This window comes from Janthinobacterium sp. DSP2-3-3 (genome assembly GCF_049897325.1).
Classification (GTDB): domain Bacteria; phylum Pseudomonadota; class Gammaproteobacteria; order Burkholderiales; family Burkholderiaceae_D; genus Janthinobacterium.
In genome coordinates this window covers 385950-412506 of sequence record NZ_JAFCWA010000005.1, presented here as the reverse complement: position 1 = coordinate 412506, position 26557 = coordinate 385950, and the positions used below count along the sequence as shown (strand labels likewise).

Genomic DNA, 26557 nt, shown 5'->3' with positions numbered 1-26557 from the left:
GCGCGAAACAGTGCTGTGTACAATGCCCAAAAATCCCCGAATAAGAAATCTTTATGCCATCTTCTCCCGACTCTTTTAATGAAGCGGGCATCCTCGCTTATAACGACGGTCATCACGCCGAGGCGTTCAAATAATTCGACGCGGCCGCACGCACTGGCGATCCGGCCGGTCAGCATTTGCTGGCCAGCCTGTATTACCAGGGCCATGTCTTGACGCAAGACTTGCCGAAAGCGGTGGAATTGTTCACGGCGGCCGCGCAAGCGGGCTTTCCACCCTCGCTGGCCAATCTGGCTCTGATGTATGCGAGCGGCAATGGCGTCGCGCAAGATATGGCGTAATCGCTCGTGTATGGGCGTCAGGCGGCCGAGGCCGGTTCCCTGTCGGCACAGAATGAATACGGCTGGTCAAGAACCGCGACCAGTTGCTGGAAATCCTCACGCCGTCATAGCAGCAAGCGGCGCGCACGCTGGCGACCGACTATGCGACGCAGTACGGCGTCAATCCCCACTAATGGGTTGTTGGTGGGATTTCGCCGGCAACTTGGTCAGCACGCCGGCCGCATCGAGCTCATAGCTGTCGAAATCGCGTGCCAAAAACAGTTCACCCGAGTAATGCAGCCGCGCTTCCGCTTCCAGCTCGGCCATGCCGTCCGCATTGTGATAGCGGGCGCTGAAGTGGGTGAGGATCAGATTCGGCAAGCGGACCGCTTCGGCAAACTGCGCCACGCGCTGTACGGAACTGTGCGTGGGGCCGGGGCCCACTTTCTGCAGCATCGCTTCCGTGTAGGTGGCTTCATGCACGAGCAGCTGCGCGTCCGCACAAGCGTCCGCCAGCAACGCTGGCGTGTCGTTGTCGCCGCCGATCACTACCGTGGCGCGTTGCGTTTTCACCTGGCGGAAAGTGGCGGCGCGCAATACCGTGCCATCATCCCGGATCGCATCCTGGCCCGCCTGCAAGAGTCCCCAGGCGGGACCGGGCGGCACGCCAGCCGCCTGCAGGGCGGCCTTGTCCAGTTTCCATCTGCTTGTTTCCAGCGCAAAACGATAAGCGACGCTGGGTGCGCGGTGCGACAGCGCATGGCGCTCGATGGTCAAGCCCGCCTCCTCATGCACGACTGGCGCGCTATCGACGTCGATGTGGATCAGCGGATATGTCAAGAACAGTTCCGTGTGCAGCAGGGTCGCGTCGATCCAGGCCTTGATGGCGGCCGGGGCGATCAGCAGCAAAGGCTTCTTGCGCCCCGTCATCGAGGCGCTGGCCAGCAAGCCCGGCAGCCCATAGCTGTGGTCGCCATGCACGTGGGTGATGCAGATGCCCACCAGGTCGTGCACGGACAAGGGCAGGCGCTGCAGCCGATGCTGTGTGGCTTCGCCGCAATCGATCATCCACCAGTCGCGGTTGTGCGTGGTGTGCAGGGCCAGCGAGGTGACGTTGCGGTGGCGCGTGGGCACGCCGGAAGACGTGCCGAGAAAAGTCAGTTTGAACATGCGCGCATTATGCGGCAAGCCATCGCCGTTGCCAACGCGCCCGCCTTCAGCTTGCCATTGGTGTGCTCAATTTGTCCTTGTCAATGCTTACCGGGAAGGGCGAGCGCCGGCCGGACAGGGCCAGCAGTCGCCATTCTGTCCCGTCGCCTGCGCCGGCAGGGTCTAGGGATCGTAAAAGCGCGTGAGCTTGGCCAGCTGGCCATGCTCGATGCTGCGCACGCTTGCGCGGATGGCGCGCTGTATGCCTTTCGGCGTGTAGACGTGGGCCATCACATACGTGCACCAGTCGGCGGCCGCTTCCATACCGGCGCGCAGTGCGCGTTCCGACTACTGGGTGCTGTCGAGCGGGTCGTACATCGACGCGACGCCGCCGCCCGCCAGCATCTTGATCTGCGTCGCGCCCAGCATCAGCTACTGGCGCACGCGACGCAATACCTGCGCCTCGCCATCGGCGATCATGGCCATGCCCGCCGTTTCCGCCATGCTCAACTGGGCCGTCGACGATGCTTTCATTGCCGCCGCGCCGGGAGAGTGGCTGCCGGCAACTTAATTATAGGAAACTATTGCCATTGAAAGCCCGCAGCGGCCGTGGCAAGCCAAGCGTGCACTTGCTTTATGGAAAAAAATGTAGCATCGGCTTGCCAGACGGTAAGCTTGTCCCGTGTTTCCTTCGACAGGGTGGTGGCGCGTCGCCGGCCGTGTCGTCGACAAAGCCGTCGCGGCGGCAAAAGCTGGCCGGCGGCATGCCTGCCTGGCGCGCGATGCGGATGGCTAGCGAGGCGGGCATTGTCGGTTTTTGCCGGGACATCACGGTGACCAAGGGCATGCTGCGGCAAATGTATGGCGTAGGCTATGATGGCGTCAGCAAAACAGACAGGCTGCTGGATTTTCCCGCGGCGCTGTCGTCGGCGATCTATTTTGTGTCCAGCAGCGATGCTTTGCTGGCACTGGGTATTTCGCCGGCGGATCCCGGCCAAGGGGCGTCCCGGCAGTTCCCACTTATTTCTTTATAAGGAGTTTTCCATGCGTATTCGTCCAGCCACATTGCTGTCCACCCTGATACTCGGCAGCGTCGTCTTCAGCGCCTCCGCTTCCGCCGTCGGCCTGGGTTTCCTGGCCGATACGCCGATGGCTTACCTGAACAAGAACGACAAGCCCGTCTTCGTCAAGGCCGTCACCGACGTGCTCAATGACAAGAAAGATGGCGAAACTGTGCAATGGAGCAATGAAGGCTTGCGCAATTCCGTGCGTATTGCTGCCGAGATCACGGCCAGCGAGACGCAAAAGACGGATGCGCAAACCTGCCGCATGGTGCAGGTGGGCTTGAACGCCAAGGGCCAGGAACAGACTCTGAAACTGAAAGTGTGCAAGGCTGGCAGTGCTGCGTGGAAAGTGGCAAAGAGCTGATAGTCCGTGCTTGTCCTTGCCGGTTCTGCACCGGCAAGGCGACGACTTTCTCATAAGTAAGTGTTGCAGCGGTTAGAATCACGCTTTACCCTCACTTTTACCATTTGCATGCAGCAAAGTCGCCTCCTGTTTTTCCGCCTGGTCGGCCAGTTTCGCCGCTATGGCGCCATCGTTGCCGCTACTTTGCTGGCCGTGGGCGTGGCGTCCGCCACCGATGTGTTGTTAATCCGCCAGTTGCAAAATGTCGTCGACGCCATGCGCACGACGGCCAGCGCACAGGTGGCGCCCGCGTCCGGCGTGATGGGCATGCTGCAGGGCTGGGTCGACCGTTTCCTGCCGGCACAGGCAGGACAGGTGGACTTGTGGGTGATTCCCGCCACCATCCTGGGCCTGGCCGTGCTGCGCATGGTCTCCAGTTTTGCCGGCGATTACGGTTCCGTATGGCTATCGAGCCGGGTGCAGGCCGATTTGCGCGAAAAAATGTTCGCCACCATCATGCGCCTGCCCAGCCGCTTTTTCGATACCACCACCACCAGTTTGACGCAGTCGCGCGTGGCCTTCGACGCCAGCCAGGTATCACAGGCGGGCTTGAACGTGCTCAATGTGATGGTGCGCGATTCCGTCGCCACCATCGGCTACCTGATCTTGCTGTTCAGCATAGACGTGAAACTGGCCCTGTTCTGCATGGCCTCGATGCCCATCGTGGCCATCGTCGTGACCCTGGCGGGACGTCGCATGCGCCACTTGAGCAAGAGTTCGCAGCAAGCCGTGGGTGAACTGACGTCCGTGCTGGACGAAAGCATAGCCGGCCAACGCGTGGTGAAAATTTTCGGCGGGCAAGATTATGAACAGGCGCGCTTCGTCGACGTGGTCAAGCGCAACCGCCAGCTGGCCGTCAAGCATGCGGCCACCTCGGCCATGAATTCCGGCTTCATCATGATGCTCGTCGGCATTACCCTGTCCTCCGTGATTTACTTTGCCATGCTGCGCGCGCAAAGCGGCGCCATCACGCCGGGCGCCTTCGTCGCCTTCATGGGTGCGCTGATGGCGATGCAGTCGCCGATCAAGAATTTGACGAAAATCAATGAACCGCTGCAGCGGGGCCTGGCGGCGGCAGAGTCCGTCTTCGGCTTGATCGATACGCCGCTGGAACCGGACCCTGGCAGCATCGCCCCGGCCACGGTGCAGGGCAATCTATCCTTGCAAAACGTCCAATTCCGCTACAACAGCGACGATCCCGATGCGCCCACGGCCTTGAGCGATATCACGCTCGATATCCGCGCCGGCGAAACGGTGGCCCTGGTAGGCGGCTCCGGCGGCGGCAAGACGACCTTGCTGGGCTTGCTGCCGCGCTTCTATGACGTCAGCGGCGGCCAGATTTTGCTCGACGGCGTGGACGTGCGCGATTACTCCTTGCTGGCCCTGCGGCGCCAGTTCGCCCTCGTCAGTCAGGATGTGATTTTGTTCAACGACACCATGGCGGCGAATATCGCATACGGCGACCCGGCCCCGGACCAGGACAGAATCGAAGCGTCGGCGCGCGCCGCCTATGCCCACGATTTCATCATGCAACTGCCGCAAGGCTACGCAACGCAGGCGGGACAGAACGGTTCGCGCCTGTCGGGCGGGCAACGCCAGCGCTTGGCCATCGCGCGCGCCCTGTACAAGGATGCGCCAATTCTCTTGCTCGACGAAGCCACTAGCGCGCTGGACACGGAGTCGGAGCGACAGGTGCAGGCGGCGCTGGAAGTGCTGATGCGCAACCGCACCACCATCGTCATCGCTCACAGGTTATCCACCATCGAAAGCGCCGACCGCATCGTCGTCATGCAGGGCGGGCGCCTGGTGGAGTCGGGCAGCCATGCAGCCTTGCTGCAGCAGGGCGGCGCGTATGCGCGCTTGCATGCGAGCCAGTTGTCACCCGTCAAGGATGGCGCGGCTTAGAAAACGTGCATTTCCTGTAAGACCAGCCGGGCGCCCAGCGCCGTGCCTTCCACGCGAAACGTGGCGGTCAGGTCGGACCAGGCGCCGTTCAGGGGCAGGGCGTGGCGCGCCTCGGCAAGCGCCGCGCCGCCATCCTGGCAGTCAGGGCGTTCGACGCAGCGTTCGTGCGCCGCGCCGCTGGCATGTGCCGCCGGCGTGACGCGATACACGCTGCCATCCGCATACGCTTCCGGCGAACCATAACCTTCGATCACGGCGCGCAGCAGCGCCGGCGTCCAGCCGTAATACGCGTCGTGCGCCGTGCGCGCATGGGCGCACGCGTAATCGCCGCGCGCCAGGTCGGCGATCTAGGCATCGATGATGTCCAATATCTGGGTGTCGCTGGGGGCGGCTGGCAAGTGCATGGATTTCTTTCGTGACAGGGGAAAACGTTGCTTTCCATTATGATGGCAGCCGCACCATAACATTGCAACGGAACACAATGCACACACCACAGACGACGCGCGTGGCACTGGCAGCCCTGCTGGGCATGGCCCTGGCTTTGCCGCTGGCGGCTCAGGAACAGCCAGCGGGGTCAACGCCAACGTCAACGCCAACGTCAACGCCAACGTCAACGCCAACGCTACAGGAGGAAGACCAGACCATGTATCTGGATGAAAATTTTATGCCGAGCAACCAGCGCCATGCCGCGTACGCGCTGCGCACGCCGCCCGTGCGCGACGCGGCGTTGGGCGCCTGGCATGTACGGCTCGAATTTCCCGATACGCCGGGCGTGCTGGCCTTTGAAACCTATGCCACGGACCTCGACCTGAGCCAGGTCAAGTTCGTGCGTTTTCGCAAGTATTACTACGAGAATGGCCAGCTGCTGCGCGACACCTACTTCAATGCCCAAGGCGAGGAGCTGCTCGGCGGCTGCGTGTACTTCGAGAATGGCCAGGTCAAGCAGCGGGTCACCGCGTTGCCGAACGGGCGCGACAGTATCTCGGAAACGTATCACGAGAATGGTCAGTTGGCGTACAAGACGCTGTATCACGACGACGAGATGGCCGATGGCGAGCATGTGTCGTTTGACGCGAATGGGGCCGTCAGCAGCCGCTCGTATCGACGCAATGGCAAGATGGATGGCGTGCAGGAATCGTTTTATGCCGATGGCAAGCTGCATCGCTGGGGACGGTTCGTCGATGGTAAGCGCGAGGGCGAGTTTGTCAGGTATGCCCGGGACGGCAGCGTGCTGGCCAAGACCGTGTGGGTGCACGACCAGCCCGACGGTTGGTCGTTTGAAAGCCATGACAATGGCGTCCTGTCAAACAAGACGCTGTACAAGAAAGGTGCCGAGCTCAGCTTGCAAACGTGGGGGCCGAATGGCCGGCCTATATTTGCGTGGCAGAAAGACGCGCGGGGGCGTGACCATGGCGATACGACGGATTGGCATGCAAACGGCGTGCGCGCCAGCGTGATTCCGTTTGTCCACGGCCAGCGACACGGCTTGCTACAGACTTGGTACAGCGATGGCAGCCTGCGGCAGATCGTGCCGTACGAACACGGCAAGAAGCACGGCATCGAGCGCCAATGGGACCAGGCCGGCAAGCCGGTGCTGGAACAGGCTTGGCAGGATGGCCAGCCCGTGGCGGCGAAGTAAGGGATCGCATGCCATATCGACAGACCATGCGGAGCGTGCGCCTGGCGCTGCTGGCGGCGCTCATGACGGCCCTGCCGTTGGCGGCGCAGGCACAGGAGCAACAGCAGGCTCCGGCACCGGAGCGGCAGCCAGCGCAGGACAAGAGCATCTACCTGGACGAAGACTATGCGGCGAGCGACGTGCGCCATGCCGCGTATGCGTTGCGCACGCCGCCCGTGCGCAACGCGGCGTTGGGCGCCTGGCATGTACGGCTCGAATTTCCCGATACGCCGGGCGTGCTGGCCTTTGAAACCTATGCCACCGACCCCGATTTGCGCCAGGCCAGCTTCGTCCACCTGCGCAAGTGGTATTACCCGAATGGACAGCTGGCCCGCGATGAGAGGCTGGACGCCAAGGGCAATGTGCTGACCGGCGGCGCGTCATTCTATGCAAACGGGCAAGTCAAGCAGCGCGTGACCCTGCTGCCGACCGGGCGCGACAGCATCTCCGAGAATTACCATGAAAATGGCCAGCTGATGAACCGCATCCGCTACCACGGCAAGCAGATGGCCGATGGCGAGTACGTGTCATACGGGCCGAATGGCAAGATGAGCAGCCACGCCTTCCTGAAAGGCGGCAAGATGCATGGCTTGCAGGAAGTGTTTTACGCCGATGGCAAGCTGTTTCAGCGCAGTCATTTTATCCATGACAAGCAGGATGGCGAATTCCTCACCCTGGCCGAGGATGGCAAGGTGCTCGCGCGCAAGCTCTGGGTGGATGGCGAAGCCGATGGCTGGTCGTTTGAAAGCCACGACAATGGCCAACTGGCGCAAAAAGCCCTGTACCGCAAGGGCAAGTTGCTCAGCATGCAAAAGTGGGGCAGCAACGGCAAGCCGTCGATCGCCTGGCAGCAGGATGTGCAGGGGCGCGAGCAGGGCGATGTGACGGAATGGTATGAGAATGGCGTGCGCGCCAAGGTCACCCCCATGCGCGATGGCCAGCGCCATGGCTTGCTGCAAGTCTGGGCCAGCGACGGCAGCCTGCTGCAGTTAGTGCCGTATGAGCAGGGCAAGAAGCAGGGTATCGAGCGCCGCTGGGACAAGCGGGGCAAACAGGTGTGGCAGAAAGCTTGGCAGGCCGGAGCGCCATTGCCTGCCGGGCTATAGGCTCTAGGGGCGCATCCGCCTTTGCAGGTATCATGTACGGATTCCGGCCCGCCAGCAGGCGCGAAGCCGGCAGGATAACTGGAGGCAATGGTGGTAGATGCGGAAGTTTCGGCGATGGCCAGGGCGCAAGGCATGGCCTTGCAAAACATGCGCGTCGTCATGCGCGCGGCGCAGCGGCACTCGGCACAGATCGAGAAACAATGTGGCGTGTCGGGCGCGCAATTGTGGGTGATGCAGGAGTTGCTGGAGCGGCCAGGCTTGCGCATGGGCGAGCTGGCCAGCAAGATGTCCATCCACCAGACGACGGCCAGCAACCTGGTTGATGCGCTGGTGAAAAAAGTCTATGTGCGCAAGGCGCGCGACCAACCCGACCAGCGCGTGGTTACCCTGACCCTGACGGTGGAAGGGCAGGCCGTGATCGCCGGCGCGCCGCAGCCGGCGCGCGGCTTGCTGCCCAGCGCGCTGAGCCAGCTCGATGCCGACAGCCTGGCGCACCTGAACCAGGGCTTGAACGCCTTGCTGGCCGTGGTCGCCCCCGATGACAGGCAGGCGGGCATGCAGCCGTTTCCGTTTACGATGTAGTTTACGATGTAGTGTCCCGGCTGGCCTGCGGCAGCCGTTGCAGCTGCAACTGCGCCAGCGCCCCGTACAGCGGTTCGCTGAGTACGCGCGAGACCGTGCTGGCCACCACGGCGCACGCCATCAGGCTCAGCACCATGCCGTGGCCATCAACCATTTCCATGACAATAATAAAAGCCGTCAGCGGCGCCTGCGTGGCGGCGGCCAGGAAGCCCACCATGCCCAGTGCGATCAGGGCGGGCGCGTGCGGATAGTGCAGCAGTTGCGCAATGTCATGCCCGATGCCGGCGCCGATGGCCAGCGAGGGCGCGAAGATGCCGGCCGGCACGCCCGACCAGACGGTCAGCCAGGTCGCCACATATTTGAAGGCAACAAAGGCAGGGGCCGCTTCGGACGAGCCTTCCAGCATGGCGCGCGTGGCCACAGTGCCGCTGCCGAACGTGGCGCCATGGCTGGCGATGCCGATGGCCGCCACCAGCAGACCGCAGACGGCGGCGAACAGCACGGGCCGGCCTCTTCTCCACGCGGACAGTTTGCCCAGCGGATTGCCCCGGGCGGAGGCCAGCAGCAGCCTGGCGAACAGGCCGCCGGCCACGCCCGCCACCAGCGTCACTAGCAAACCTGGCAAGGCCAGCGCCAGGCCGATGGGGCCGGGATGGATGATGCCGAAGTGGGTGGCGTTGCCGTGAATGGAGACGGCCATCATGCCGGCCAGCACGATGCCGGCGACGATCAGGCCGCTGTTGCGCTGCTCCGGCGAGCGAGAGAGTTCCTCGATGGCAAACATGACGCCCGCCAGCGGAGTGTTGAAGGCGGCCGCGATGCCGGCTGCGCCGCCGGCCACCAGCAGCGAATGGGCGCTCACCTGCGAGTGGCGCGGCAGCCAGCGGCGCGCGGCCAGCATCACGCCGGCGGCGATTTGCACGGACGGGCCTTCGCGTCCCAGCGACAATCCGCCCAGCAAGCCGCCCGCCGTCAAGCCTATCTTCGCGGCACTCAGTTTCAGGGAGACAAACAAGGAGCGCTGTTCGGGTGCCACGGCCGGGTCCAAGGTGGCCATCACTTGCGGGATGTCGGAACCGGCCGCGCCCATCGCATAGCGGCGCGTCAGCCAGACTAGCAGGGCGGCGCAGGCGGGCGTCCACAGCAGCGCGAACCACCAGGCCTTGCCGTTAAAAAAGAGAAACAAGTCCAGCGCTTCCTCCGCCAGCCACGTAAAGCCGACGACGACGAGGCCCGCGATGGCGGCCATGCCGACGACGACGGCGCGCGACCACCACAGGCGCGGGTTGGCAAATTCATGCTTGAAGGCAGAGGGAATATCGTGCAAGTGCTTCATTGCGGCAAATCCAGGGTAGGGCGCGCAAGGCGTCGGGGAGGCTTGCCATTATAAAGACATATTTGTCCAAATGTATTTCGTTGCATCTTACACCTGACTTATTTGTGGGCAAGAGGCTTGTGGGCAAGAGGCGACAGAATGGCCGCCTTGGCCAGGAAATCGACGAGGGCGCGCACTTTCGGCGCCAGGTGCGGCCCGGACGGCCATAGCAGCCAGCAACCGTGGGCCGGATGGTCGGCGATGGCGTAGTCCATCAGCACCTCGATCAGGCTGCCATCAGCGATGGCGCTGCGCACATGAAAGTCGGGCAGCCAGGCGATGCCCAGGCCTTGCCGGGCGAAGTGCAGGCGCGCTTCCACGTTGTTGCAGATCATGGACTGCGGCAAGTCCGGCGCCGCCTCGCCATCGTCCTGGCGCAGCTGCCACTGTTCGATCTTGCCGCTGTGGCGGAAACGGTAGTGCAGGCAAGCATGGTGTTGCAGCTCAAGGGGGTGGCTAGGCGTGCCGTGGCGCGCCAGATAGGCGGGCGAGGCCACCAGGCAGGAGCGGAACTGGCCCAGCTTGCGGGCCGCCAGGCGCGAATCGCGGGGCGCTCCGATGCGGATGACGGCGTCGAAGCCATCGCCGACGACATCGGTCAGCGCATCGGAAAAGTCCAGGTCGAGGGCGATGGCGGGGTGTAGTTGGGCGAAAGCGGCCAGCGCGGGCAGGAACAGGCCGCCCAGTTCCGGCAAGCCCAGGCGCAGACGCCCGTGCGGCGCCAGATGGCCCGCCAGTTCATCCTGCGCCGCTTGCATTTCGGCCAGGATGGTCTTGCTGCGCGCGAGGAAGAGCTTGCCCTCCGCCGTCAAGCTCAGTTGGCGCGTGCTGCGCTGGAACAGGCGCGCGCCCAGCCGCTGCTCCAGCCGCGCCAGGCTCTTGCTGACGGCCGATGGCGAAATGCCGGCCTGGCGCGCGGCGGCAACAAAGCTGCCCGCTTGCGCCAATTGCACGAACAGGGCCACGCCGGAGAGATTATCTGTTTCCTGGTTTTGCATGATTCATGACAGTTTGGTCAGTAGTGAAACGCATTGAAGCATATTTTTCTTTATCGCGTGGCTGCTTACCATGGACTTTTATCTGTAGGGGTAGGCAATGAAGATGATCGGATTCAGGAAGGGCAGCAGCGTGGACGACGAGGATGGCTTGTTCGACATGACGGGGGCGATGCCGGTGCCCGGCCCGCGCGAGGTGCTGGTGCAAGTGCGCGCCGTGGGCGTCAACCCGCTCGACACCAAGGTGCGTGCGGGGCGGGTAGAAGTGCCGGAGCGTGTCGTGACCTTGGGCTGGGACGCGGCCGGCATCGTGCATGCCGTGGGCAGCGAAGTGACCCTGCTGGCGCCTGGGCAAGCCGTGTATTACGCGGGCTCGTTCGACCGCGCGGGCGCGAATGCCGAATACCACCTGGTCGATGAGCGCATCGCCGCGCGCATGCCGGCGACGCTGGATTTTGCGCAGGCGGCCGGCGTGCCGCTGGCGGCGCTGACGGCGTGGCAGCTGCTGTTCGAGCGTTTTGCCATCACGCCCGGCGACACGCAGCCGCGGGGCAGCCTGCTGGTGCTCGGTGGCGCGGGCGGCGTTGGCTCGATGCTGATCCAGCTGGCGCGTCAGTTGACGGGGCTGACGGTGATCGCCACGGCCTCGCGCGGCGACAGCATGGAGTGGTGCCGCACCATGGGTGCGCATCACGTGATCGACCATACGCTGCCCATGCCGGAACAGGTGGTAGCATTGAAACTGGCGCCCGTGCGCCACATCGCCGCCCTGTCGCACACGGCACGCCACGTCGCGGCATTGACGCAGATCATCGCGCCGCACGGCAAGCTGGCCGTCATCGACGACCACGATGCTTTCGACGCGGCGCCGCTGAAAGGCAAGAGCGTGTCGCTGCACTGGGAAATGGTGTTTACGCGGCCCCTGTACGCCACCGACGATATGCAGGAACAGCAGCGCATCCTGACCCGTGTGGCGGCGTTGCTGGACGAGGGCGTTCTGCGCCACACTGTGCGGCAGCGTTTGTCGCCCTTCAATGCAGCCACCGTGTTGCGCGCGCATGCGCTGCTGGAGCGGGGCGGGCAGCCGGGGAAAATCGTCGTCAGCGGCTGGTAGCTACACGAACAGCTCGTGCCGCGCGCTCTGGCTGATGGCGATGGTGGCCGGGTGGCTCAAACGCCGTTCCGTGGTGATTGCATACACTTGCTCGACCAGGCTGTCGACCCGGCCCAGTGCCACCACGGCATATTGCTCGCAGACCTGGGGCGCGATGACGGTGGGCGCAAAGAACAGGCCCGCGCCGGACTGGCCGAAGGCCTTCATCATGGCGCTGTCGTCAAACTCGCCGACGATGCGCGGGTGCAGATGGTTGTCGCCGAGCCATTGCAGCAAGCGCCCGTAGATGGCGAAGTCTTCGCCCGGCAGAAGCAGCGGCGCGCCATCCAGGCATTGCGGGAAGCCCCCGGTCAGCGTGGCGGCCAGGGTAGGCGTGCCGAACAGGGTCATGCCGCTCTCACCCAGTAAATGGTTAAAGCCGCGCACGCTCAAGTGGGCCGGCATGGGGCGGTCCGCCATGATCAGGTCCAGCCGGTGCACGGCCAGGTCCGCCAACAGGCTGGCCAGCCGGCCTTCACGGCAAATGATGCGCAGCGGCTCGGCCAGGCCCAGTGCCGGCGCGACCAGGCGGCAGGCGATCAGTTTTGACACGGAATCGGCGCAGCCCACGCGAAAGGTCGTTGTCGCCGTGCGCGACTGGTCGCGCACGATTTCCAGCAATGCATCGCCCGTGCTGAAAATGCTTTCGGCATGGCTGAGGATGCGCCGGCCCGTATCCGTCAATTCCAACTGGCGCCCGCTGCGGCGGAACAATTCCACGCCCAGGGTTTCGGCAAAGTCGCTGAGCTGGCCGGAAATCGATTGCGGCGTCAGGTGCAGCTGTTCGGCCGCGCGGGCGATGCTGCCCGTCTTGGCCACCATCCAGAAATAGCGCAAGTGCTTGAAGTTGAGTGTCGACATGGTTTTCCCGGAAAATCAATACATCGAATTTTTCGATGTATTCGTAAATTATATTCGATTTGTTCGATGTTTGGATTGAGACTATGATGGCTGCTCAATTCATGCAAGGAGAGTGTCATGGGCATCAGGATACAAACAGACAGTTGCGGAGGCCGCCGATGAACGGCCTGGAAAGCATTGCGACGGCACCCATGTGGGCCGGCTTCATCGTATTCGTCCTGTTCATGCTGGCGCTGGACCTGTTCGTCTTCGGCGGCAACAAGGCGCACAAGGTGGGCGTCAAGGAAGCGGCAACGTGGTCGCTGGTGTGGGTCAGCCTGGCCCTGCTGTTCAACGGCGGCCTGTGGTGGTATCTGAACGGCACGGCCGGTCCCGAGATCGCCAACCAGAAGGCGCTGGAATTTTTCTCCGGCTACCTGATCGAGAAAGCGCTGTCCGTCGATAACGTGTTCGTCTTCCTGCTGATCTTCAGCGCCTTCCAGGTGCCGATCCAGTACCAGCGCCGGGTCCTGATTTACGGCGTGCTGGGCGCGATCGTCATGCGTGCCGTGATGATACTGGCCGGTGCCTGGGTGGTGAGCGAGTTCAGCTGGGTGCTGTACCTGTTTGGCGCCTTCCTGTTAATTACCGGCATGCGCATGCTGGTGGCGGCCGATGCGGAGCCGGACGTGGCGAACAACCCGGTGCTGCGTTTTGCCCGCCGCCACCTGCGGGTGGCCGACGGCGACCATGGTGAGCGTTTCTTCGTGGCCAAGGGCGGTTTGCGCTATGTCACGCCGCTGTTCCTGGTGCTGATCCTGATCGAGGTGACGGACCTGATCTTCGCGGTCGATTCGATCCCGGCGATTTTCGCCATCACGACGGACCCGTTCATCGTCTTTACGTCGAACCTGTTCGCCATCATGGGCTTGCGTGCCCTGTACTTCCTGCTGGTGGACGTGGCTGACCGTTTCCACATGCTCAAGTATGGCCTGGCGATGGTGCTGGTGTTCATCGGCGCCAAGATGCTGATCATGCCGTGGTACCACGTACCGGTGGAAGCGTCGTTGCTGGTGGTGGCAGTCCTGATCGTGGCTAGTTGCGTGGCGAGCGTGTTCATCACCCGCAGCGACAAGAAATAAACAGCGAATTTAACAGCGATATGGCGCGCCCCGCAGGGCGGTGGCGCGCTTTTTAAACTAACAATGGAAGAGAAACTATGCGTACCTATGAAATGAACAGTCCTCAGGCAGCGGGACGTATCCTGGCCCTGATGATGGTGGTCGACGGCAACCTGGCCAGCACCGAGCTGCAAGCCATGCACCGCAGCAAGATTCTCGAGCATATCGACTTGGCGCCGGCCGCCTTCCAGCAACTGCTGCAAGACTTGTGCGACGACATGCTGACCTCCACCGTGCATGGTGCCGTGCAACTGGCCAATGGCGTGATCGACAGCCTGCTCGATGAAATCGATGACCCGGACTTGCGCCGCAAGTTGCTGCAAGCCATGTGGAAGATCGCCGATGCCGACGACTGGCTGGCCGATGGTGAAGCGGTTTTGCTGGCCCGTGCCAGCGCGGCGTGGTCGGCGGAAACGAACTTCCGCGCGCATGCCGCCTGAGGCAAATCAAGCCGCCTTGTGCCCCATGGCAATGACGGCGGCGCCGGCCAGGGCCAGGCCCACGCCGGCGATGTCCGTCCAGGCGGGCGTGATGCCGTCCACCAGCCACAGCCATCCCAGGGCCGTGGCGATATAGATGGCGCCATACGTGGCGTACACCCTGCCGCTGGCGGCTGGATGCAGGGTCAGCAGCCACACGAAGATCAAGAGGCTGATGGCGGCCGGCAACAGCAGCCAGGCGCTGCCTTTGTTGCTCAGCCACAGCATGGGCAGGTAGCAGCCCAACAATTCGGCCACGGCCGTGACGGTAAACAGCCCGAAAGTGCGGGCAAGACTGGTCCATTCGATGGCGTCGTTCATTGCATTCCTGTGATGTGCTCAAGACGCCATTCTAGCTGCCAGGCTGCCGGCACTGCTATGATCGGGTTCGGATACCCGAGGAGAAAACAATGACGACGACCCCAGCGCCGCGCGCCTTGCTGCAAGCCATGTTCCACGCGGCCATCGCCGCGGCCCAGCCATCGCACTGCGTGCCGCCGCATCTGCCGCCCGCGCCCAAGGGGCGTTTGATCGTCATCGGCGCCGGCAAGGCGTCGGCGGCCATGGCGCAAGCCGTGGAACAGCACTGGCCGGGGCCGCTCTCCGGGCTGGTGGTGACGCGCTACGGTTACGCCGTGCCATGCGAGCGCATCGAGATCGTCGAAGCGTCGCATCCCGTGCCGGACGCGGCCGGCATGCAGGCCGCGCGGCGCATGCTCGATCTGGTGGGTAACTTGCAGGCCGAGGATACCGTGCTGTGCCTGATTTCGGGCGGCGGCTCGTCCCTGCTGGCCTTGCCCCTTGACGGCATCACCCTGGAAGACAAGCAAGCTTTGAACCGCACACTGCTGGCGTCCGGCGCCACCATCGGCGAAATGAATTGCGTGCGCCGCCATTTGTCCGCCATCAAGGGGGGACGGCTGGCGGCTGCCTGCCATCCGGCGCAAGTCGTGACCCTGGTTATTTCCGACGTGCCTGGCGACAAGCTGGGCGATATCGCCTCCGGTCCCACGGTGGGCGATGCCACCACCTGCGACGACGCGCTGGCCATCGTGCGCCGCTATGGCATGGTCTTGCCGGACAGCCTGCGCGCAGTGCTGGAAAGCGGGCGCGGCGAATCGATCAAACCTGATGACCCGCGCCTGGCGCGCACGCGCACGACCCTGATCGCCACGCCGCAGATGGCGCTGGAAGCGGCGGCAGAGGTGGCGCGCGCGGCCGGTATCACGCCAGGTATCACGCCATATATATTAGGCGACAGCCTGGAAGGCGAGGCGCGCGACGTGGGCAAGGTGATGGCCGGCATCGCGCTGCAAACGGCTTTGCGGGGTCAGCCGTTCCCCGCCCCGTGCGTGCTGCTGTCGGGCGGCGAAACGACGGTCACCGTGCGCGGCAACGGGCGCGGCGGGCGCAATGTGGAGTTTTTGCTGGCGCTGGGCATCGCGCTGGAAGGGCATGCAGGCATACACGCGCTGGCCGGCGACACGGATGGCGTCGACGGCCAGGAAGACATCGCCGGCGCGGTTCTGGCGCCCGATACCCTGCAGCGCGCCTGGGCGCTGGGCATCAAGCCCCGCGACAGCCTGGACAACAACGATGGCCACGGCTTCTTCCAGGCGCTGGGAGATAGTGTGATCACTGGCCCGACATTGACGAACGTCAACGATTTCCGGGCCATTTTAATTACCTGATTACTGGAAATTTTCAAGCACGATCTTGCCCTTCGCCGTATTGCTTTCCAGCAGGGCATGCGCGCGCTTCAAGTTTTGCGCGTTGATCGTGCCGAAGCGTTCGGCCAGGGTCGTCTTGATGACGCCCGCATCGACCAGCTGCGCCAATTCTTCCAGCAAGGCGTGCTGCTGGGCCATGTCTTCCGTCTGGAACAGCGAGCGGGTAAACATCAGTTCCCAGTGCAGGGACACGCTCTTGCCCTTGAACTTGCGCACGTCGATGTGCTCGGGGTCGTCGATCAGGGCGAACTTGCCTTGCGGCGCGATCAATTCCACGATTTGCTCGAAATGCTTGTCGGTCTGGTTCAGGCTGATCACATAATCGACGGGCGGCAAGCCCAGGCGCGTGATTTCCCCCGCCAGCGGCAAGCTGTGGTCGATCACGTGGTGGGCGCCCAGTTCCCTGACCCAGCCGGCCGTTTCCGCGCGCGAGGCCGTGCCGATGATGGTCACGCCCGTCAACTGCCGCGCCAGCTGCACCAGCACGGAACCGACACCGCCCGCCGCGCCGATCACCAGCAGGGACTTGCCGGTGAGACTCTTGTCGCGGCTGATCTGCAAACGGTCGAACAGCAATTCCCAGGCCGTAATCGCCGTCAAGGGCAGGGCGGCGGCGGGAGCAAAGTCCAGGCTGGCAGGCATGTGGCCGACGATGCGCTCGTCGACCAGCTGGAATTCGCTGTTGCTGCCGGGGCGGTTGATGGCGCCCGCGTACCAGACTTTATCGCCGACCTGGAACAGGGTCACGTCGGGGCCGACGGCGGCGACGACGCCGGCCGCATCCCAGCCCAGCACTTCCGGCTGGCCGCCCTTGGGGGCGCGGTTCTTGCGCACCTTGGCGTCGACGGGGTTGACGGAGATGGCCTTGACGGCGACGAGCAGGTCGCGCCCCGTGGCGACGGGCGTGGGCAGCTCGATGTCGAGCAGGGCGTCGGCATCGGTAATGGGCAGGCTGTGGTGGTAGGCGATGGCTTTCATGTTCTTCCTCGTTGATTGGATACCGTATGATGGTGGCAATGCCACCCTGGAAACAGGGGGCGCGCACCGAAACACTTTCAAAGGAATGCTGAAAATTGCTGCGACTCGATGACTTGCAGGTGTTTGTGCGCACGGCCGACCGGGGCAGTTTGTCGGCGGCCGCGCGCGAGATCGGCATCTCGCCCGCGCTGGCCAGCGCCGCCGTCAAGCGCCTGGAAGGGGAGCTGGGCTTGCGCCTGCTGGCCCGCACGACTCGTTCTCTGAGTCTGACGCCGGAAGGCACGCAATACCTCGAACATGCGCGCGAAGCCTTGCGCGTGCTGCGCGCGGGCCACGACGCACTGCTGGCCGGCAAGGACAGTTTCGGCGGAACTTTGAAAATCGCCATGCCCTCCGACCTGGGCCGCAACCTGATGCTGGGCTGGCTGGATGAATTCCAGTCGCGCCATCCCAAGCTGCAGTACCAGCTCAGCGTCAGCGACCGGGTGGCCGACATGGTGCGTCAGCAAGTGGACATTGCCTTGCGTTACGGCCAGCAGGACGATTCGTCCATGATCGCCATGCCGATTGCGCCCGCCAACGACCGCGTGCTCGTGGCCTCGCCCGACTACCTGCGCGCGCATGGCCCCTTGCTGACGCTGGAAGACTTGCCTCAGCACAATTGCTTGCGCTTCGCGCTGGAAGACGGCTTGCACGACCGCTGGACTTTTTACCGCCTGCCCCAGCGCGAGCAAGTCACGATCTCCGTGAGCGGCAACCGCAGCGCCGACGATGCCGAGCTGGTGCGGCGCTGGTCCGTGGCGGGCCTGGGCATTGCCTACAAATCGCGGCTGGACGTCGCTGGCGACCTGGCCGCCGGCCGCCTGCACGTGCTGCTGCCCGAAGTGGCGGGCGAGGCAACGCCCTTGCAGCTGGTGTGCATGCACCGGACGCAAGTGACGCCCCTGGTGCTGCAGCTGCGCGATTTCCTGCGCGACAAGTGCGCGGAGTTGGTATAACAGCACGATTGATTACAACTCGTTGCAAATGACAATCATGCACGGGTCAACCTGGGCGTACCCTCAGGCATTCTGCATGAAACCGCTTGAAGGATAGCCATGACCCCCAGCCGACTGCTGCCGACGACCTTGATTTCCCTGCTGTTGCTGGCCGGCTGCGCCGCGACGGCGCCGCCGGCCGAGCAGCATGCCGTCGCCGCGCCTGACAATGCCGCGCAAGGCATCGCCATGCTCGAGCGCATCAGCTGGGGCGTGAACGGCGGCAGCGTGCGCCAATTGCAGGCGCAAGGCTGGAACGCTTACCTGCAGGCGCAGTTGCACCCAGGAAAAACGACCTTGCCGCCTGCCGTCCAGGCGCAGATCGACGCCATGACCATCAGCCAGGTGCCGCTGGATCAATTGGTGATTTCTATGGAGCAAAAGCGCAAGGAGTCGGCTGGCGTCATGGACGATATGGCGAAGCAGCAGGCGCAAAAGGATTACCAACAGGAACTCGCCCGCCTGGCGCGCGAGGCGGCCACGCGTTCGCTGTTGCTGGACGTGTATTCGCCGAACCAGTTGCAGCAGCAACTGAGCTGGTTCTGGCTCAACCATTTCAGCGTGCACCAGGGCAAGCACAACTTGCGCGCCATGGTGGGCGATTACGAGGCGAATGCCATCGCGCCGCATGCCTTGGGGAAATTTCGTGACTTGCTGGGCGCGACCGTCCACCATCCGGCCATGTTGCGTTACCTGGACAATGAAGCCAATGCCGTCAAGCGCATCAATGAAAACTATGCGCGCGAGCTGATGGAGTTGCACACGCTGGGCGTGAATGGTGGCTACAGCCAGACGGATGTGCAGGAGCTGGCGCGCATCCTGACGGGGGTGGGGGTGAACTTGGGAGCAAACTTGGGAGCGGACACGCCGAAAGTCAAACCGGTGCTGCAGTCGCAATACGTGCGCCGGGGCTTGTTCGAATTCAATCCGAACCGCCACGATTACGGCGATAAACAATTCCTCGGACAAACGGTGAAAGGCCGGGGACTGGCCGAGCTCGATGAAGCGCTGGATCGCCTCAGCCGCAGTCCCGCCACCGCGTATTTTATTAGCGGCAAGCTGGCCCAGTATTTCGTCAGCGACAATCCGCCCGAGCCGTTGGTGGCGCGCATGGCGGCCACCTTCCAGCACAGCGACGGCATGATCGCCGACGTGCTGCAGACCATGTTCAGCAGTCCGGAGTTCCGGCAGTCGCTGGGCAAGAAATTCAAGGACCCCATGCATTATGTGGTGTCGGCCGTGCGCCTCAGCTATGACGACAAGCCCATCCTCAACGCGGGTCCCATGCTGAACTGGCTTTCGCGCATGGGCCAGCCCTTGTACGGACGCCAGACACCGGATGGCTATCCGCTGGCTGACGCTTCCTGGGCCAGCCCCGGCCAGATGACGACGCGCTTCGATATCGCCCGCACCATCGGTTCGGGCAGCGCCGGCCTGTTCAAGACGGATGGCCCGCAGGCGCAGGAAAAAGTGGCGTTCCCGCAACTGGCCAGCGCCCTGTATTACCAGTCGCTGCAGCCAACATTGAGTCCGGCCACGCGCCAGGCCCTGGAACAGGCCGCTTCGCCGCAGGAGTGGAACACGTTTTTGCTGTCGTCGCCAGAAATGATGCACCGCTAAGTTACGCTGAAGGAATCGCCATGAACCGTCGTGACTTGTTGAAAGCCCTGGCCGCCGCGCCCCTGTTGTCGCATGCGGGCAGCTTGCTGGCCGCGCCCGCCACGAATGCCCGGCTGCTGTTCGTCTTCTTGCGCGGCGGCTATGACGCCAACAACCTGCTGGTGCCGGTCGGCAGCGATTTCTATTATGCCTCGCGGCCGAATATCGCCATTGCGAAACCCGGTGCGGACAACGGCGCGCTGGCATTGACTGCCGACTGGGCCTTGCATCCGGCCTTGCGCGAGACCATTTACCCCATGTTCCATGGTGGCGAGGCGGCCTTCATTCCATTTGCGGGCACGACGGATTTGACGCGCAGCCATTTCGAGACGCAGGACAGTATCGAACTGGGACAGGAGATCGGCGGGCGCCGCGATTTCCGCTCGGGCTTCCTGAACCGGCTGGCGCAAATCCTGAATAGCAGCAACCACGCCATTTCCTTCACGGACCAGTTGCCCCTGATCTTCCAGGGCGGCGTGCAAGTGCCGAACATGGGGCTGCGCTCCGTGGGCAAGTCGGGTATTGATGCGCGTCAAAGCCAGGTCATCGCCGCCATGTACAGGGGCACGCCCTTGCAGCAACCCGTCAGCGCGGGCTTTGCCGTGCGCGACGACGTGGCGAAAGAGTTGACGGGAGAAATGCAGGCGGCCAACCGCAACGCCATCAGTACCAAGGGCTTTGAATTGGAAGCGCAGCGCATCGCCCGCTTGATGAAAGACAAATACAACATCGGCTTTGTCGATGTGGGCGGCTGGGATACGCATGTGGGGCAGGGCGGCGCCAGCGGCTATCTGGCGGGGCGCTTCGATGAGCTGGGGCGGGGCCTGGCCGCGTTTTCGCAGGAAATGGGTAGTGCATGGCGCAATACCGTGGTGGTGGTGGTCAGCGAATTTGGCCGCACCTTCCGCGAAAACGGCAACCGCGGCACGGATCACGGCCACGGCAGCGTGTTCTGGGTGCTGGGCGGCGGCATCAAGGGTAAGCAGGTGGCGGGCGAGCAGGTAGCGATTTCGCCGGCGAACCTGTTCCAGAACCGCGACATGCCCGTGCTGAATGAATACCGCGCCGTGCTGGGCGGCTTGCTGCGCCGCACGTTCGGCTTGACGCCGGCGCAACTCGATCACGTGTTTGTCGGCGTCAAACCGGTGGAGCTGGGACTGGTATAAATCGCCATGCCGCCGTGTTACGCTACGCCTGCGCAACTGGCGCGTAGCCAAGCCCGCCACTACTCACCACGGCGGGCACGAATGGAGTGGTATGAGCGATACCCAGCGCGACATCGTCAGCGCAGGCTTTTCCCTGGCCCTGATTGCCGTGACGGCCGTCGTCATGCAGCGTTTCTTTTTGCCGCTCGTGTGGGCCGGCATCCTGTGCGTGGCCACCTGGCCTTTGTACCTGCGCGTGCGTGCGGCGCTGGGGCAGCGCACCATCATCGCGGCGGCCGCGCTGACCCTGGCGTTCGCCTGCATCTTCATCATACCCGTGCTGTTCGGCGTGGCGCAGGCGGCGCGCGAAGTGCCCGTGCTGGCCAATTTCATCGTGCATGCGAATACCGAGGGCTTGCCCGTGCCGGACTGGGTGGTGCACATTCCCCTGGCCGGTAGCGCCATCGGCGACTGGTGGCAAGCCACGCTGAGCCAGCCCCACGGCCTCAGTCACTTCTTTGCGGGCAGCGCCGTGGGCGGCTTTCATTCCGCACGCGACATGCTGAAAATCCTCGGCGCGGACGTGTTCCACCGCCTGGTCGATTTCGGCCTGGCCTTCTTGTGCCTGTTTTTCTTTTACAAGGATGGCGAAGCGCTGACGCGCCAGATCACGGCCGTCGGCAGCCATTTCCTGCGTCCTGAACGCTGGGGCCGCTATGCGCAAAAGATTCCCACGGCCATCCGCGCCACCGTCAACGGCTTGGTGCTGGTGGGTCTGGCGGAAGGCGTGCTGATCGGTATCGCCTACGCCATCGTCGGCTTGCCGTCACCGGCCCTGTGGGCGTTTGCTACCGGCATCCTGGCCATCATCCCCTTTGGCGCTCCGTTGGCTTACCTGTGTGCCGCCGCCTTGCTGGTTTTCCAGGGCAATGTAGGCGGCGCCATCGGCGTGGCCGCGTGGGGCACCGTCGTGCTATTCGTGGCCGACCACTTCGTGCGTCCCGGCATGATCGGCAACGCCACCCGCTTGCCCTTCCTGGCCGTGCTGTTCGGCATTCTGGGCGGCGTGGAAACCCTGGGCCTCGTGGGCCTGTTCATCGGCCCCGTCGTGATGGTGCTGTTCGTGACGCTTTGGTACGAAGCGAATGTGTCTGGCAGCGTACCGCCTGCCAACGCACTTGCCGACGCATCTGCTGAGACACCTGCCAGCCCGGCTGCGCCGGAACGCACACAGTAGTGAGGGGTCGGCCAGCGCTGTTGCCGCTGGCCGGTACTGTCGTGTTCCTGGCGGAGCCGGGCGAGCTGACTTTACAACAGGGTGCGAGCACCTTGTTTTAAAGTCATTCTTAATGCGCCTTGGATAGAATAAGCAACCAACGGCGCATCAGCAGCACTTCAACATAGCCCGGCTCGATGCCCGTACCGCACTCGATCAAGGGATTGACGGTGTAGTAGCGCTTGCGGAAGTCGCGGCAAACGAGGATTTCGCGCTTGCCCATGCGGACGAGGAAAGAGCTTGGGGCGTATTCCAGGCCGAACCGTGAGCCAAAACCGCTATTCAATGTTGCCATGACAATTCCTTTGAGGGAGATGTGTTGAACGAGTCATCAGAATAGCATAACTACTGTATGAAAACACAGCTACTGTATGAATAAACAGTATTTTTTTACTGGTGTGGTTTTTTTGATCATCACCACGAACAGGAAAGTGAGAGCAGTTTGCAAGAGAAGAATGACATGGGCATGACCACGGGCTGGACCACGAGACTGCGCCGCTTCGTCGAAGCGCGCCTGTCGCCCGAGGGCGAACTGGGCCTGCACATGACGGTCGGCGTGGCCCTGATGCTGGTGGCCATCGTGGTCTTTCACGAAATCGCCGAAGCCGTGATGGGCATGCAACAAATCACGGTGATCGACTTGCAGGTGGCGCACTGGTTCAACCAGCATGCCGTGCCATGGATCACCAGTTGCCTGCTGGTCGTCACGCACCTGCATGGCGTGATCGGCGCCATCACCCTGGCGACCCTGCTGGGCTGGTATCTGCACCGCAAGGGCGCCACCTACTGGCTGTTTACCCTGGTCATTACCATGCCGGGCGTCATGTTTTTGAACCTCCTGCTAAAGTACATTTTTGTCCGTGCGCGGCCCAGTTTTGACGAGCCCATCTTGCAGACGGCCCTCAGCACCTACAGCTTTCCCAGTGGTCATACGGCCACCTCGACGGCCCTGTACGGCTTGCTGGCCGCCTACCTGATTTGCCAGACGGCGCCGGGCGCGTGGGGCAAGCGCATCGCCATAGCGCTGGGTGCCTTCCTGATGGCGTCACTCGTGGGTTTCAGCCGCATCTACCTGGGCGCGCATTACCTGAGCGATGTGCTGGCGGCCATGGCGGAAAGCTATGGCTGGCTGGCCATCTGCATCGCCGGCGTGTCGACCCTGCGTCGCCGCCGGCATATCCGGCAAACCAAATAAGGGGAAAGATCCTGAGCAAAATTGCAGTCATCATCAACGGGGGCGCTGGCTGTGGCTATGCGCCCGACTGGGCGCAGCAGCTCGAAGCACAGTTCCTGGCCGTGGGGCTTGACGCCGCCATCACCTTGGCGCAAAGCGGGGCCGAGATGATCGCCACGGCCGAGCAGGCCCTGCGCGATGGCGCGCCCATCGTCGTGGCCGGTGGCGGCGACGGCACCATCAATGCCGTGGCGTCCGTCGTCGTCGGCAGCGGCACGCCGTTTGGTGTCTTGCCGCTAGGCACCCTGAACCATTTCGCCAAGGATTTGAGTATCCCGCTCGACCTCGATGCGGCCATCGCCAATGTGGCGCAGGGCGTGCTGCACAAAGTCGACGTGGGCGAAGTGAATGGCCGCATCTTCCTCAACAATTCCAGCCTGGGCCTGTATCCGGACATCGTGCGCGACCGCGAAAAGCAGCAACGCCGGCTGGGAAGGGGTAAGTGGCTGGCCTTCAGCTGGGCCCTGCTGGCCGCCTTGCGCCGCTATCCATTCCTCAGCGTGCAATTGAAACTCAACGATGCCGTGCATGCGCGGCGCACGCCGTTTGTGTTCATCGGTAATAATGAATACCTGATGGAAGGCTTGACTATCGGTGAGCGCGAGCGGCTCGATGGCGGTCAGCTGAGCCTGTACGTGGCGCAGCGTCCGGGCCGCCTGGGCTTGGTGCGCCTGGCACTGCACGCGCTGTTCGGCAAGTTGTCGCAAGCCAAGGATTTCGACGTGCTGACGGCCACCGACCTGGAGATTGCCACGAAACACCGGCGATTGCGCGTGGCCACCGATGGCGAAGTGACCATCATGAATACGCCGCTGCAGTACCGCATCCGCACGGCCGCGCTGGCGGTGCTGGTGCCTGCGCCGGCACCTTCCAGGGAGTAAGGCCATGCGTACCCTCGTGCATTTGTCCGACTTGCATTTTGGCAGGGTCGATGCGGACCTGCTGGTACCCTTGCGCGCGCTGGTCGAGCGCCTGGAGCCGGACGTGGTGGTGGTCTCGGGCGACTTGACGCAGCGCGCCCGCAGCGCCCAGTTCCAGGCAGCGCGGCACTTTCTCGACAGCTTGCCGGGGCCACAGATCGTGGTGCCGGGCAACCATGACGTGCCCCTGTATAACGTATTTTCCCGCTTTTTGACGCCGCTGGTGAAGTACCGGCGCCATGTGACGGACGATTTGTCGCCCGAGTATGTGGACGACGAAATTGCCGTGCTGGGCATCAATACGGCCCGCTCCCTGACGTTCAAGGATGGCCGTATCAGCCAAGAGCAGATCGATGTCCTGCGTGAACGCCTGGGCCGTTTGCCGCCCGGTTTGACGCGCATCATCGTCACGCACCATCCATTTGACTTGCCCGAGCACTTCGACAAGGATGATCTGGTCGACCGCGCGCCGCTGGCGCTGCAAATGTTTTCCGAATGCGGCGTGGACTTGTTGCTGGCCGGCCATTTGCACGCCAGCCATGCGGGCGATACCTCGGCGCGCTACAAGATCGACGGCTACGCTGCCCTGATGGTGCAGGCGGGCACGGCCACGTCCACGCGGGGCAGGGGCGAGTCTAACTCCTTCAATGTCATCCGCATCGAAGACCGCTGCATCAGAGTCGAGCGCTACAGCTGGAATGAAGACAGCGCCGACTTTGAAAAAGTCAGCACGGAAGCGTTCGAGCGCCAGGGCGGCGTGTGGGCCAGCTTGCGGCCGCTGTAGTATCTCGTAGGTCGGATTAGCGGCGGTACGCCGTGTCATCCGACCTACGCCGACCTGCGCCATCGTAAGTCGGCAGCAGGAGTGGCCGGCAAAATGGCCAAGGCTAGGCGCGTTGCCGAAGACAGTACGAATAGTACGGCGAGGCAATGCAACAACGCTCTGGACTTTTTGACGGCTACTCCCTTACAGCCAGTAGTTCATGAAGCGCGCCGCCCACTCCTTCATGCGGTCCGAGATGGGCCGCGTTTCCCATTTTGCCCGGGTAATCTCTTCCGAGTCGCGCAAGTCTTCCTGAAAGGCGTTTTCCATTTCACGGCCGAAACTGTCGCCCAGCACGATCACGTTCAGTTCGCTGTTATGCAGGAAGCTGCGCATGTCGATGTTGGTCGAGCCCACGGTCGACCAGGCGCCGTCGATGACGGCCGTCTTGGCGTGCAGCACCGCCAGTTTCAAGTGGAAGATGCGGATGCCGCCGGCCAGCAACTGGTCGTACAGGGCGTGTCCCGCATGGAACACCAAGCCGCTGTCGGACACGCCCGGCAGCACCACGGTGACATCCACGCCACGTTTCGCGGCGGCGACCAGCGCGTCGACCGTCTGCTGGTCGGGCACGAAATAGGCGGACGTGATGTGGATGGATTTCTTGGCTTCCTGGATGGCTAAAATATACGCCTTGTAGATTTCAAAGCCGCCGTCCGGCTCGCTGGCCACTACGCGCACCAGTTTGTCGCCCACTTCCGACAGGGGCGGAAAATAATTCGCGTCCGGCAAGTCGGCCTGGTCTTGCTGAGCCCAGGTGCGGATGAACAGCCACTGGAAGGCGGCCACGGCCGGGCCTTCCACTTTTACGTGCGTATCGCGCCAGCCCACATCCTTCTTGTCGGTGGGCTTCGATTTCGAGCGGAACAGCGAGCTCTTGGCATAGGTATCGCTGATATTGATGCCGCCCGTAAACGCCATCTTGCCGTCGACGATCAGCACCTTGCGGTGGTCGCGGTTATTGATTTTCCACTCATCGCCCTTCAGTTTGGCAGGATTGACGGGGTTGAAGGCCACCAGGTGGATGCCGGCCGTGCGCATGCGCTCGAAGAACGCTTGCGGCACGCCAATGGTGCCCACGCTATCGTAGATGACGTTCACCGTCACACCCGCCTGCTGCTTTTCGATGAGCATGTCGGCAAACTTCAGGCCCAGCGGGTCCTGGTCGAAGATATACGTTTCCAGGTTGATGCTGCTCTTCGCTTCACTGATGGCCTGGAACATGGCGGCCATGGTTTGCGGGCCGTCAAACAGCAGGGTTACTTTGTTGCCCTTGATCAAAGGCACGCCCGTGGCCGCCTCTTCCAGCGCGGCCTGGGTCTTCAAGTCCATGCCGGACTTGGCCCAGCGCTTGTTGAGCAGGGCGGCCCGGCTGTTGACGTTCAGCAAGGCGCCCTTGCCCGTGATCACATTCGGCCTGGCCACCGGTTCCAGGGTGGTGTTGAGGTTCTTGACATTGGGCAGCGAGGCGCATGCCGCCAGGGTCCAGCACAGCAATAGGGCGGTGAGGCAGGGTTGCATGCGCCTG

Annotated in this window: 26 protein-coding genes and 2 pseudogenes; 18 read left to right on the top strand and 10 right to left on the bottom strand. The window is 63.2% G+C overall.

What is annotated here, in order from left to right; translation table 11 throughout:
* Positions 1-173: 173 nt before the first annotated feature.
* A pseudogene (locus ACP7DE_RS13190) lies at positions 174-338 on the top strand (hypothetical protein); the annotation flags it as partial.
* Between the two features lie 159 nt (positions 339-497).
* On the opposite strand, the gene ACP7DE_RS13185 reads toward ACP7DE_RS13190, so the two are convergent.
* Both ACP7DE_RS13185 and ACP7DE_RS13180 read right to left on the bottom strand, forming a co-directional pair.
* Complete coding sequence (locus tag ACP7DE_RS13185) at positions 498-1487, bottom strand: ribonuclease Z (protein WP_426072505.1); 990 nt, start codon at positions 1485-1487, stop codon at positions 498-500.
* 189 nt (positions 1488-1676) lie between these two features.
* A pseudogene (locus ACP7DE_RS13180) lies at positions 1677-1976 on the bottom strand (amidohydrolase family protein); the annotation flags it as partial.
* A gap of 74 nt (positions 1977-2050) precedes the next feature.
* Between ACP7DE_RS13180 and ACP7DE_RS13175 the strand changes: the two are divergent.
* From ACP7DE_RS13175 to msbA, 3 genes are all read left to right on the top strand, one after another.
* Positions 2051-2500, top strand: coding sequence for a hypothetical protein (locus ACP7DE_RS13175; RefSeq protein ID WP_426072504.1), 450 nt, complete (start codon positions 2051-2053; stop codon positions 2498-2500).
* A 10-nt stretch (positions 2501-2510) separates the two neighbouring features.
* Complete coding sequence (locus tag ACP7DE_RS13170; protein WP_426072503.1) at positions 2511-2894, top strand: hypothetical protein; 384 nt, start codon at positions 2511-2513, stop codon at positions 2892-2894.
* A 108-nt stretch (positions 2895-3002) separates the two neighbouring features.
* The gene (gene msbA, locus ACP7DE_RS13165) at positions 3003-4838 is read left to right on the top strand and encodes a lipid A export permease/ATP-binding protein MsbA (protein WP_426072502.1); all 1836 of its coding nucleotides are present in this window, start codon (positions 3003-3005) and stop codon (positions 4836-4838) included.
* Here the strand turns inward: msbA and ACP7DE_RS13160 are convergent.
* Positions 4835-5092: a hypothetical protein gene (locus ACP7DE_RS13160; RefSeq protein WP_426072501.1), complete on the bottom strand. Its 258-nt coding sequence runs from the start codon at positions 5090-5092 to the stop codon at positions 4835-4837. The two genes, msbA and ACP7DE_RS13160, sit on opposite strands and share 4 nt — an antisense overlap.
* Positions 5093-5319: 227 nt before the next feature.
* Here ACP7DE_RS13160 and ACP7DE_RS13155 point away from each other — a divergent pair, with 227 nt between their 5' ends.
* The 3 genes from ACP7DE_RS13155 (at position 5320) to ACP7DE_RS13145 (ending at position 8204) form a co-directional block, all read left to right on the top strand.
* A complete protein-coding gene (locus ACP7DE_RS13155; protein ID WP_426072500.1) occupies positions 5320-6477 on the top strand; it encodes a hypothetical protein in 1158 nt (385 codons plus the stop codon).
* A gap of 8 nt (positions 6478-6485) precedes the next feature.
* Entirely contained in the window at positions 6486-7622 is a 1137-nt protein-coding gene (locus ACP7DE_RS13150) for a toxin-antitoxin system YwqK family antitoxin (protein ID WP_426072499.1), read from the top strand.
* 87 nt (positions 7623-7709) lie between these two features.
* Positions 7710-8204: a MarR family winged helix-turn-helix transcriptional regulator gene (locus ACP7DE_RS13145; protein WP_426072498.1), complete on the top strand. Its 495-nt coding sequence runs from the start codon at positions 7710-7712 to the stop codon at positions 8202-8204.
* 1 nt (position 8205) lies between these two features.
* Here the strand turns inward: ACP7DE_RS13145 and ACP7DE_RS13140 are convergent, their stop codons facing one another.
* Together ACP7DE_RS13140 and ACP7DE_RS13135 are read right to left on the bottom strand one after the other, a co-directional pair.
* Complete coding sequence (locus tag ACP7DE_RS13140; RefSeq protein ID WP_426072497.1) at positions 8206-9540, bottom strand: chloride channel protein; 1335 nt, start codon at positions 9538-9540, stop codon at positions 8206-8208.
* 98 nt (positions 9541-9638) lie between these two features.
* A complete protein-coding gene (locus ACP7DE_RS13135; RefSeq protein WP_426072496.1) occupies positions 9639-10577 on the bottom strand; it encodes a LysR family transcriptional regulator in 939 nt (312 codons plus the stop codon).
* A gap of 103 nt (positions 10578-10680) precedes the next feature.
* Here ACP7DE_RS13135 and ACP7DE_RS13130 point away from each other — a divergent pair, with 103 nt between their 5' ends.
* Positions 10681-11688 (top strand): zinc-binding alcohol dehydrogenase family protein, encoded by a 1008-nt coding sequence (locus ACP7DE_RS13130; protein ID WP_426072495.1) that lies wholly within the window; start codon positions 10681-10683, stop codon positions 11686-11688.
* Here the strand turns inward: ACP7DE_RS13130 and nhaR are convergent, their stop codons facing one another.
* Complete coding sequence (gene nhaR, locus ACP7DE_RS13125; RefSeq protein ID WP_426072494.1) at positions 11689-12588, bottom strand: transcriptional activator NhaR; 900 nt, start codon at positions 12586-12588, stop codon at positions 11689-11691. It lies immediately after the preceding gene.
* Positions 12589-12746: 158 nt separating this feature from the next.
* Here nhaR and ACP7DE_RS13120 point away from each other — a divergent pair, with 158 nt between their 5' ends.
* Positions 12747-13709 (top strand): TerC family protein, encoded by a 963-nt coding sequence (locus ACP7DE_RS13120; RefSeq protein ID WP_426072493.1) that lies wholly within the window; start codon positions 12747-12749, stop codon positions 13707-13709.
* Between the two features lie 77 nt (positions 13710-13786).
* Positions 13787-14188 carry a TerB family tellurite resistance protein gene (locus ACP7DE_RS13115; RefSeq protein ID WP_426072492.1) on the top strand — a complete coding sequence of 134 codons (402 nt, stop codon included), beginning with the start codon at positions 13787-13789 and terminating at the stop codon, positions 14186-14188.
* 6 nt (positions 14189-14194) lie between these two features.
* On the opposite strand, the gene ACP7DE_RS13110 is transcribed toward ACP7DE_RS13115, so the two are convergent.
* Positions 14195-14548 (bottom strand): YnfA family protein, encoded by a 354-nt coding sequence (locus ACP7DE_RS13110; protein ID WP_101480338.1) that lies wholly within the window; start codon positions 14546-14548, stop codon positions 14195-14197.
* 89 nt (positions 14549-14637) lie between these two features.
* Here ACP7DE_RS13110 and ACP7DE_RS13105 point away from each other — a divergent pair, with 89 nt between their 5' ends.
* Positions 14638-15918, top strand: coding sequence for a glycerate kinase type-2 family protein (locus ACP7DE_RS13105; RefSeq protein WP_426072491.1), 1281 nt, complete (start codon positions 14638-14640; stop codon positions 15916-15918).
* Here ACP7DE_RS13105 and ACP7DE_RS13100 read toward each other — a convergent pair whose 3' ends face one another.
* Positions 15919-16935, bottom strand: coding sequence for a zinc-binding alcohol dehydrogenase family protein (locus tag ACP7DE_RS13100; RefSeq protein WP_426072490.1), 1017 nt, complete (start codon positions 16933-16935; stop codon positions 15919-15921).
* 95 nt (positions 16936-17030) lie between these two features.
* On the opposite strand from ACP7DE_RS13100, the gene ACP7DE_RS13095 reads away from it, so the two are divergent.
* From ACP7DE_RS13095 to ACP7DE_RS13080, 4 genes are all read left to right on the top strand, one after another.
* Positions 17031-17933, top strand: coding sequence for a LysR substrate-binding domain-containing protein (locus ACP7DE_RS13095; protein WP_426072489.1), 903 nt, complete (start codon positions 17031-17033; stop codon positions 17931-17933).
* A 99-nt stretch (positions 17934-18032) separates the two neighbouring features.
* A complete protein-coding gene (locus ACP7DE_RS13090) occupies positions 18033-19592 on the top strand; it encodes a DUF1800 domain-containing protein (protein ID WP_426072488.1) in 1560 nt (519 codons plus the stop codon).
* A gap of 20 nt (positions 19593-19612) precedes the next feature.
* The gene (locus ACP7DE_RS13085) at positions 19613-20797 is read left to right on the top strand and encodes a DUF1501 domain-containing protein (protein WP_426072487.1); all 1185 of its coding nucleotides are present in this window, start codon (positions 19613-19615) and stop codon (positions 20795-20797) included.
* 91 nt (positions 20798-20888) lie between these two features.
* On the top strand, positions 20889-22013 hold the full coding sequence (locus tag ACP7DE_RS13080; RefSeq protein ID WP_426072486.1) for an AI-2E family transporter: 1125 nt from the start codon (positions 20889-20891) through the stop codon (positions 22011-22013).
* A 109-nt stretch (positions 22014-22122) separates the two neighbouring features.
* Here ACP7DE_RS13080 and ACP7DE_RS13075 read toward each other — a convergent pair whose 3' ends face one another.
* Complete coding sequence (locus ACP7DE_RS13075) at positions 22123-22347, bottom strand: hypothetical protein (protein ID WP_010396348.1); 225 nt, start codon at positions 22345-22347, stop codon at positions 22123-22125.
* Between the two features lie 165 nt (positions 22348-22512).
* On the opposite strand from ACP7DE_RS13075, the gene ACP7DE_RS13070 reads away from it, so the two are divergent.
* Genes ACP7DE_RS13070 through ACP7DE_RS13060 form a run of 3 tightly spaced genes read left to right on the top strand, consistent with a single transcriptional unit; the run spans position 22513 to position 24990 of the window.
* Positions 22513-23247: a phosphatase PAP2 family protein gene (locus tag ACP7DE_RS13070; protein WP_426072485.1), complete on the top strand. Its 735-nt coding sequence runs from the start codon at positions 22513-22515 to the stop codon at positions 23245-23247.
* A gap of 11 nt (positions 23248-23258) precedes the next feature.
* The gene (locus ACP7DE_RS13065; protein WP_426072560.1) at positions 23259-24167 is read left to right on the top strand and encodes a diacylglycerol/lipid kinase family protein; all 909 of its coding nucleotides are present in this window, start codon (positions 23259-23261) and stop codon (positions 24165-24167) included.
* A 4-nt stretch (positions 24168-24171) separates the two neighbouring features.
* Positions 24172-24990: a metallophosphoesterase family protein gene (locus ACP7DE_RS13060; protein ID WP_426072484.1), complete on the top strand. Its 819-nt coding sequence runs from the start codon at positions 24172-24174 to the stop codon at positions 24988-24990.
* Positions 24991-25173: 183 nt separating this feature from the next.
* On the opposite strand, the gene cls is transcribed toward ACP7DE_RS13060, so the two are convergent.
* Positions 25174-26550 (bottom strand): cardiolipin synthase, encoded by a 1377-nt coding sequence (gene cls / locus ACP7DE_RS13055; protein WP_426072483.1) that lies wholly within the window; start codon positions 26548-26550, stop codon positions 25174-25176.
* Positions 26551-26557: the final 7 nt, after the last annotated feature.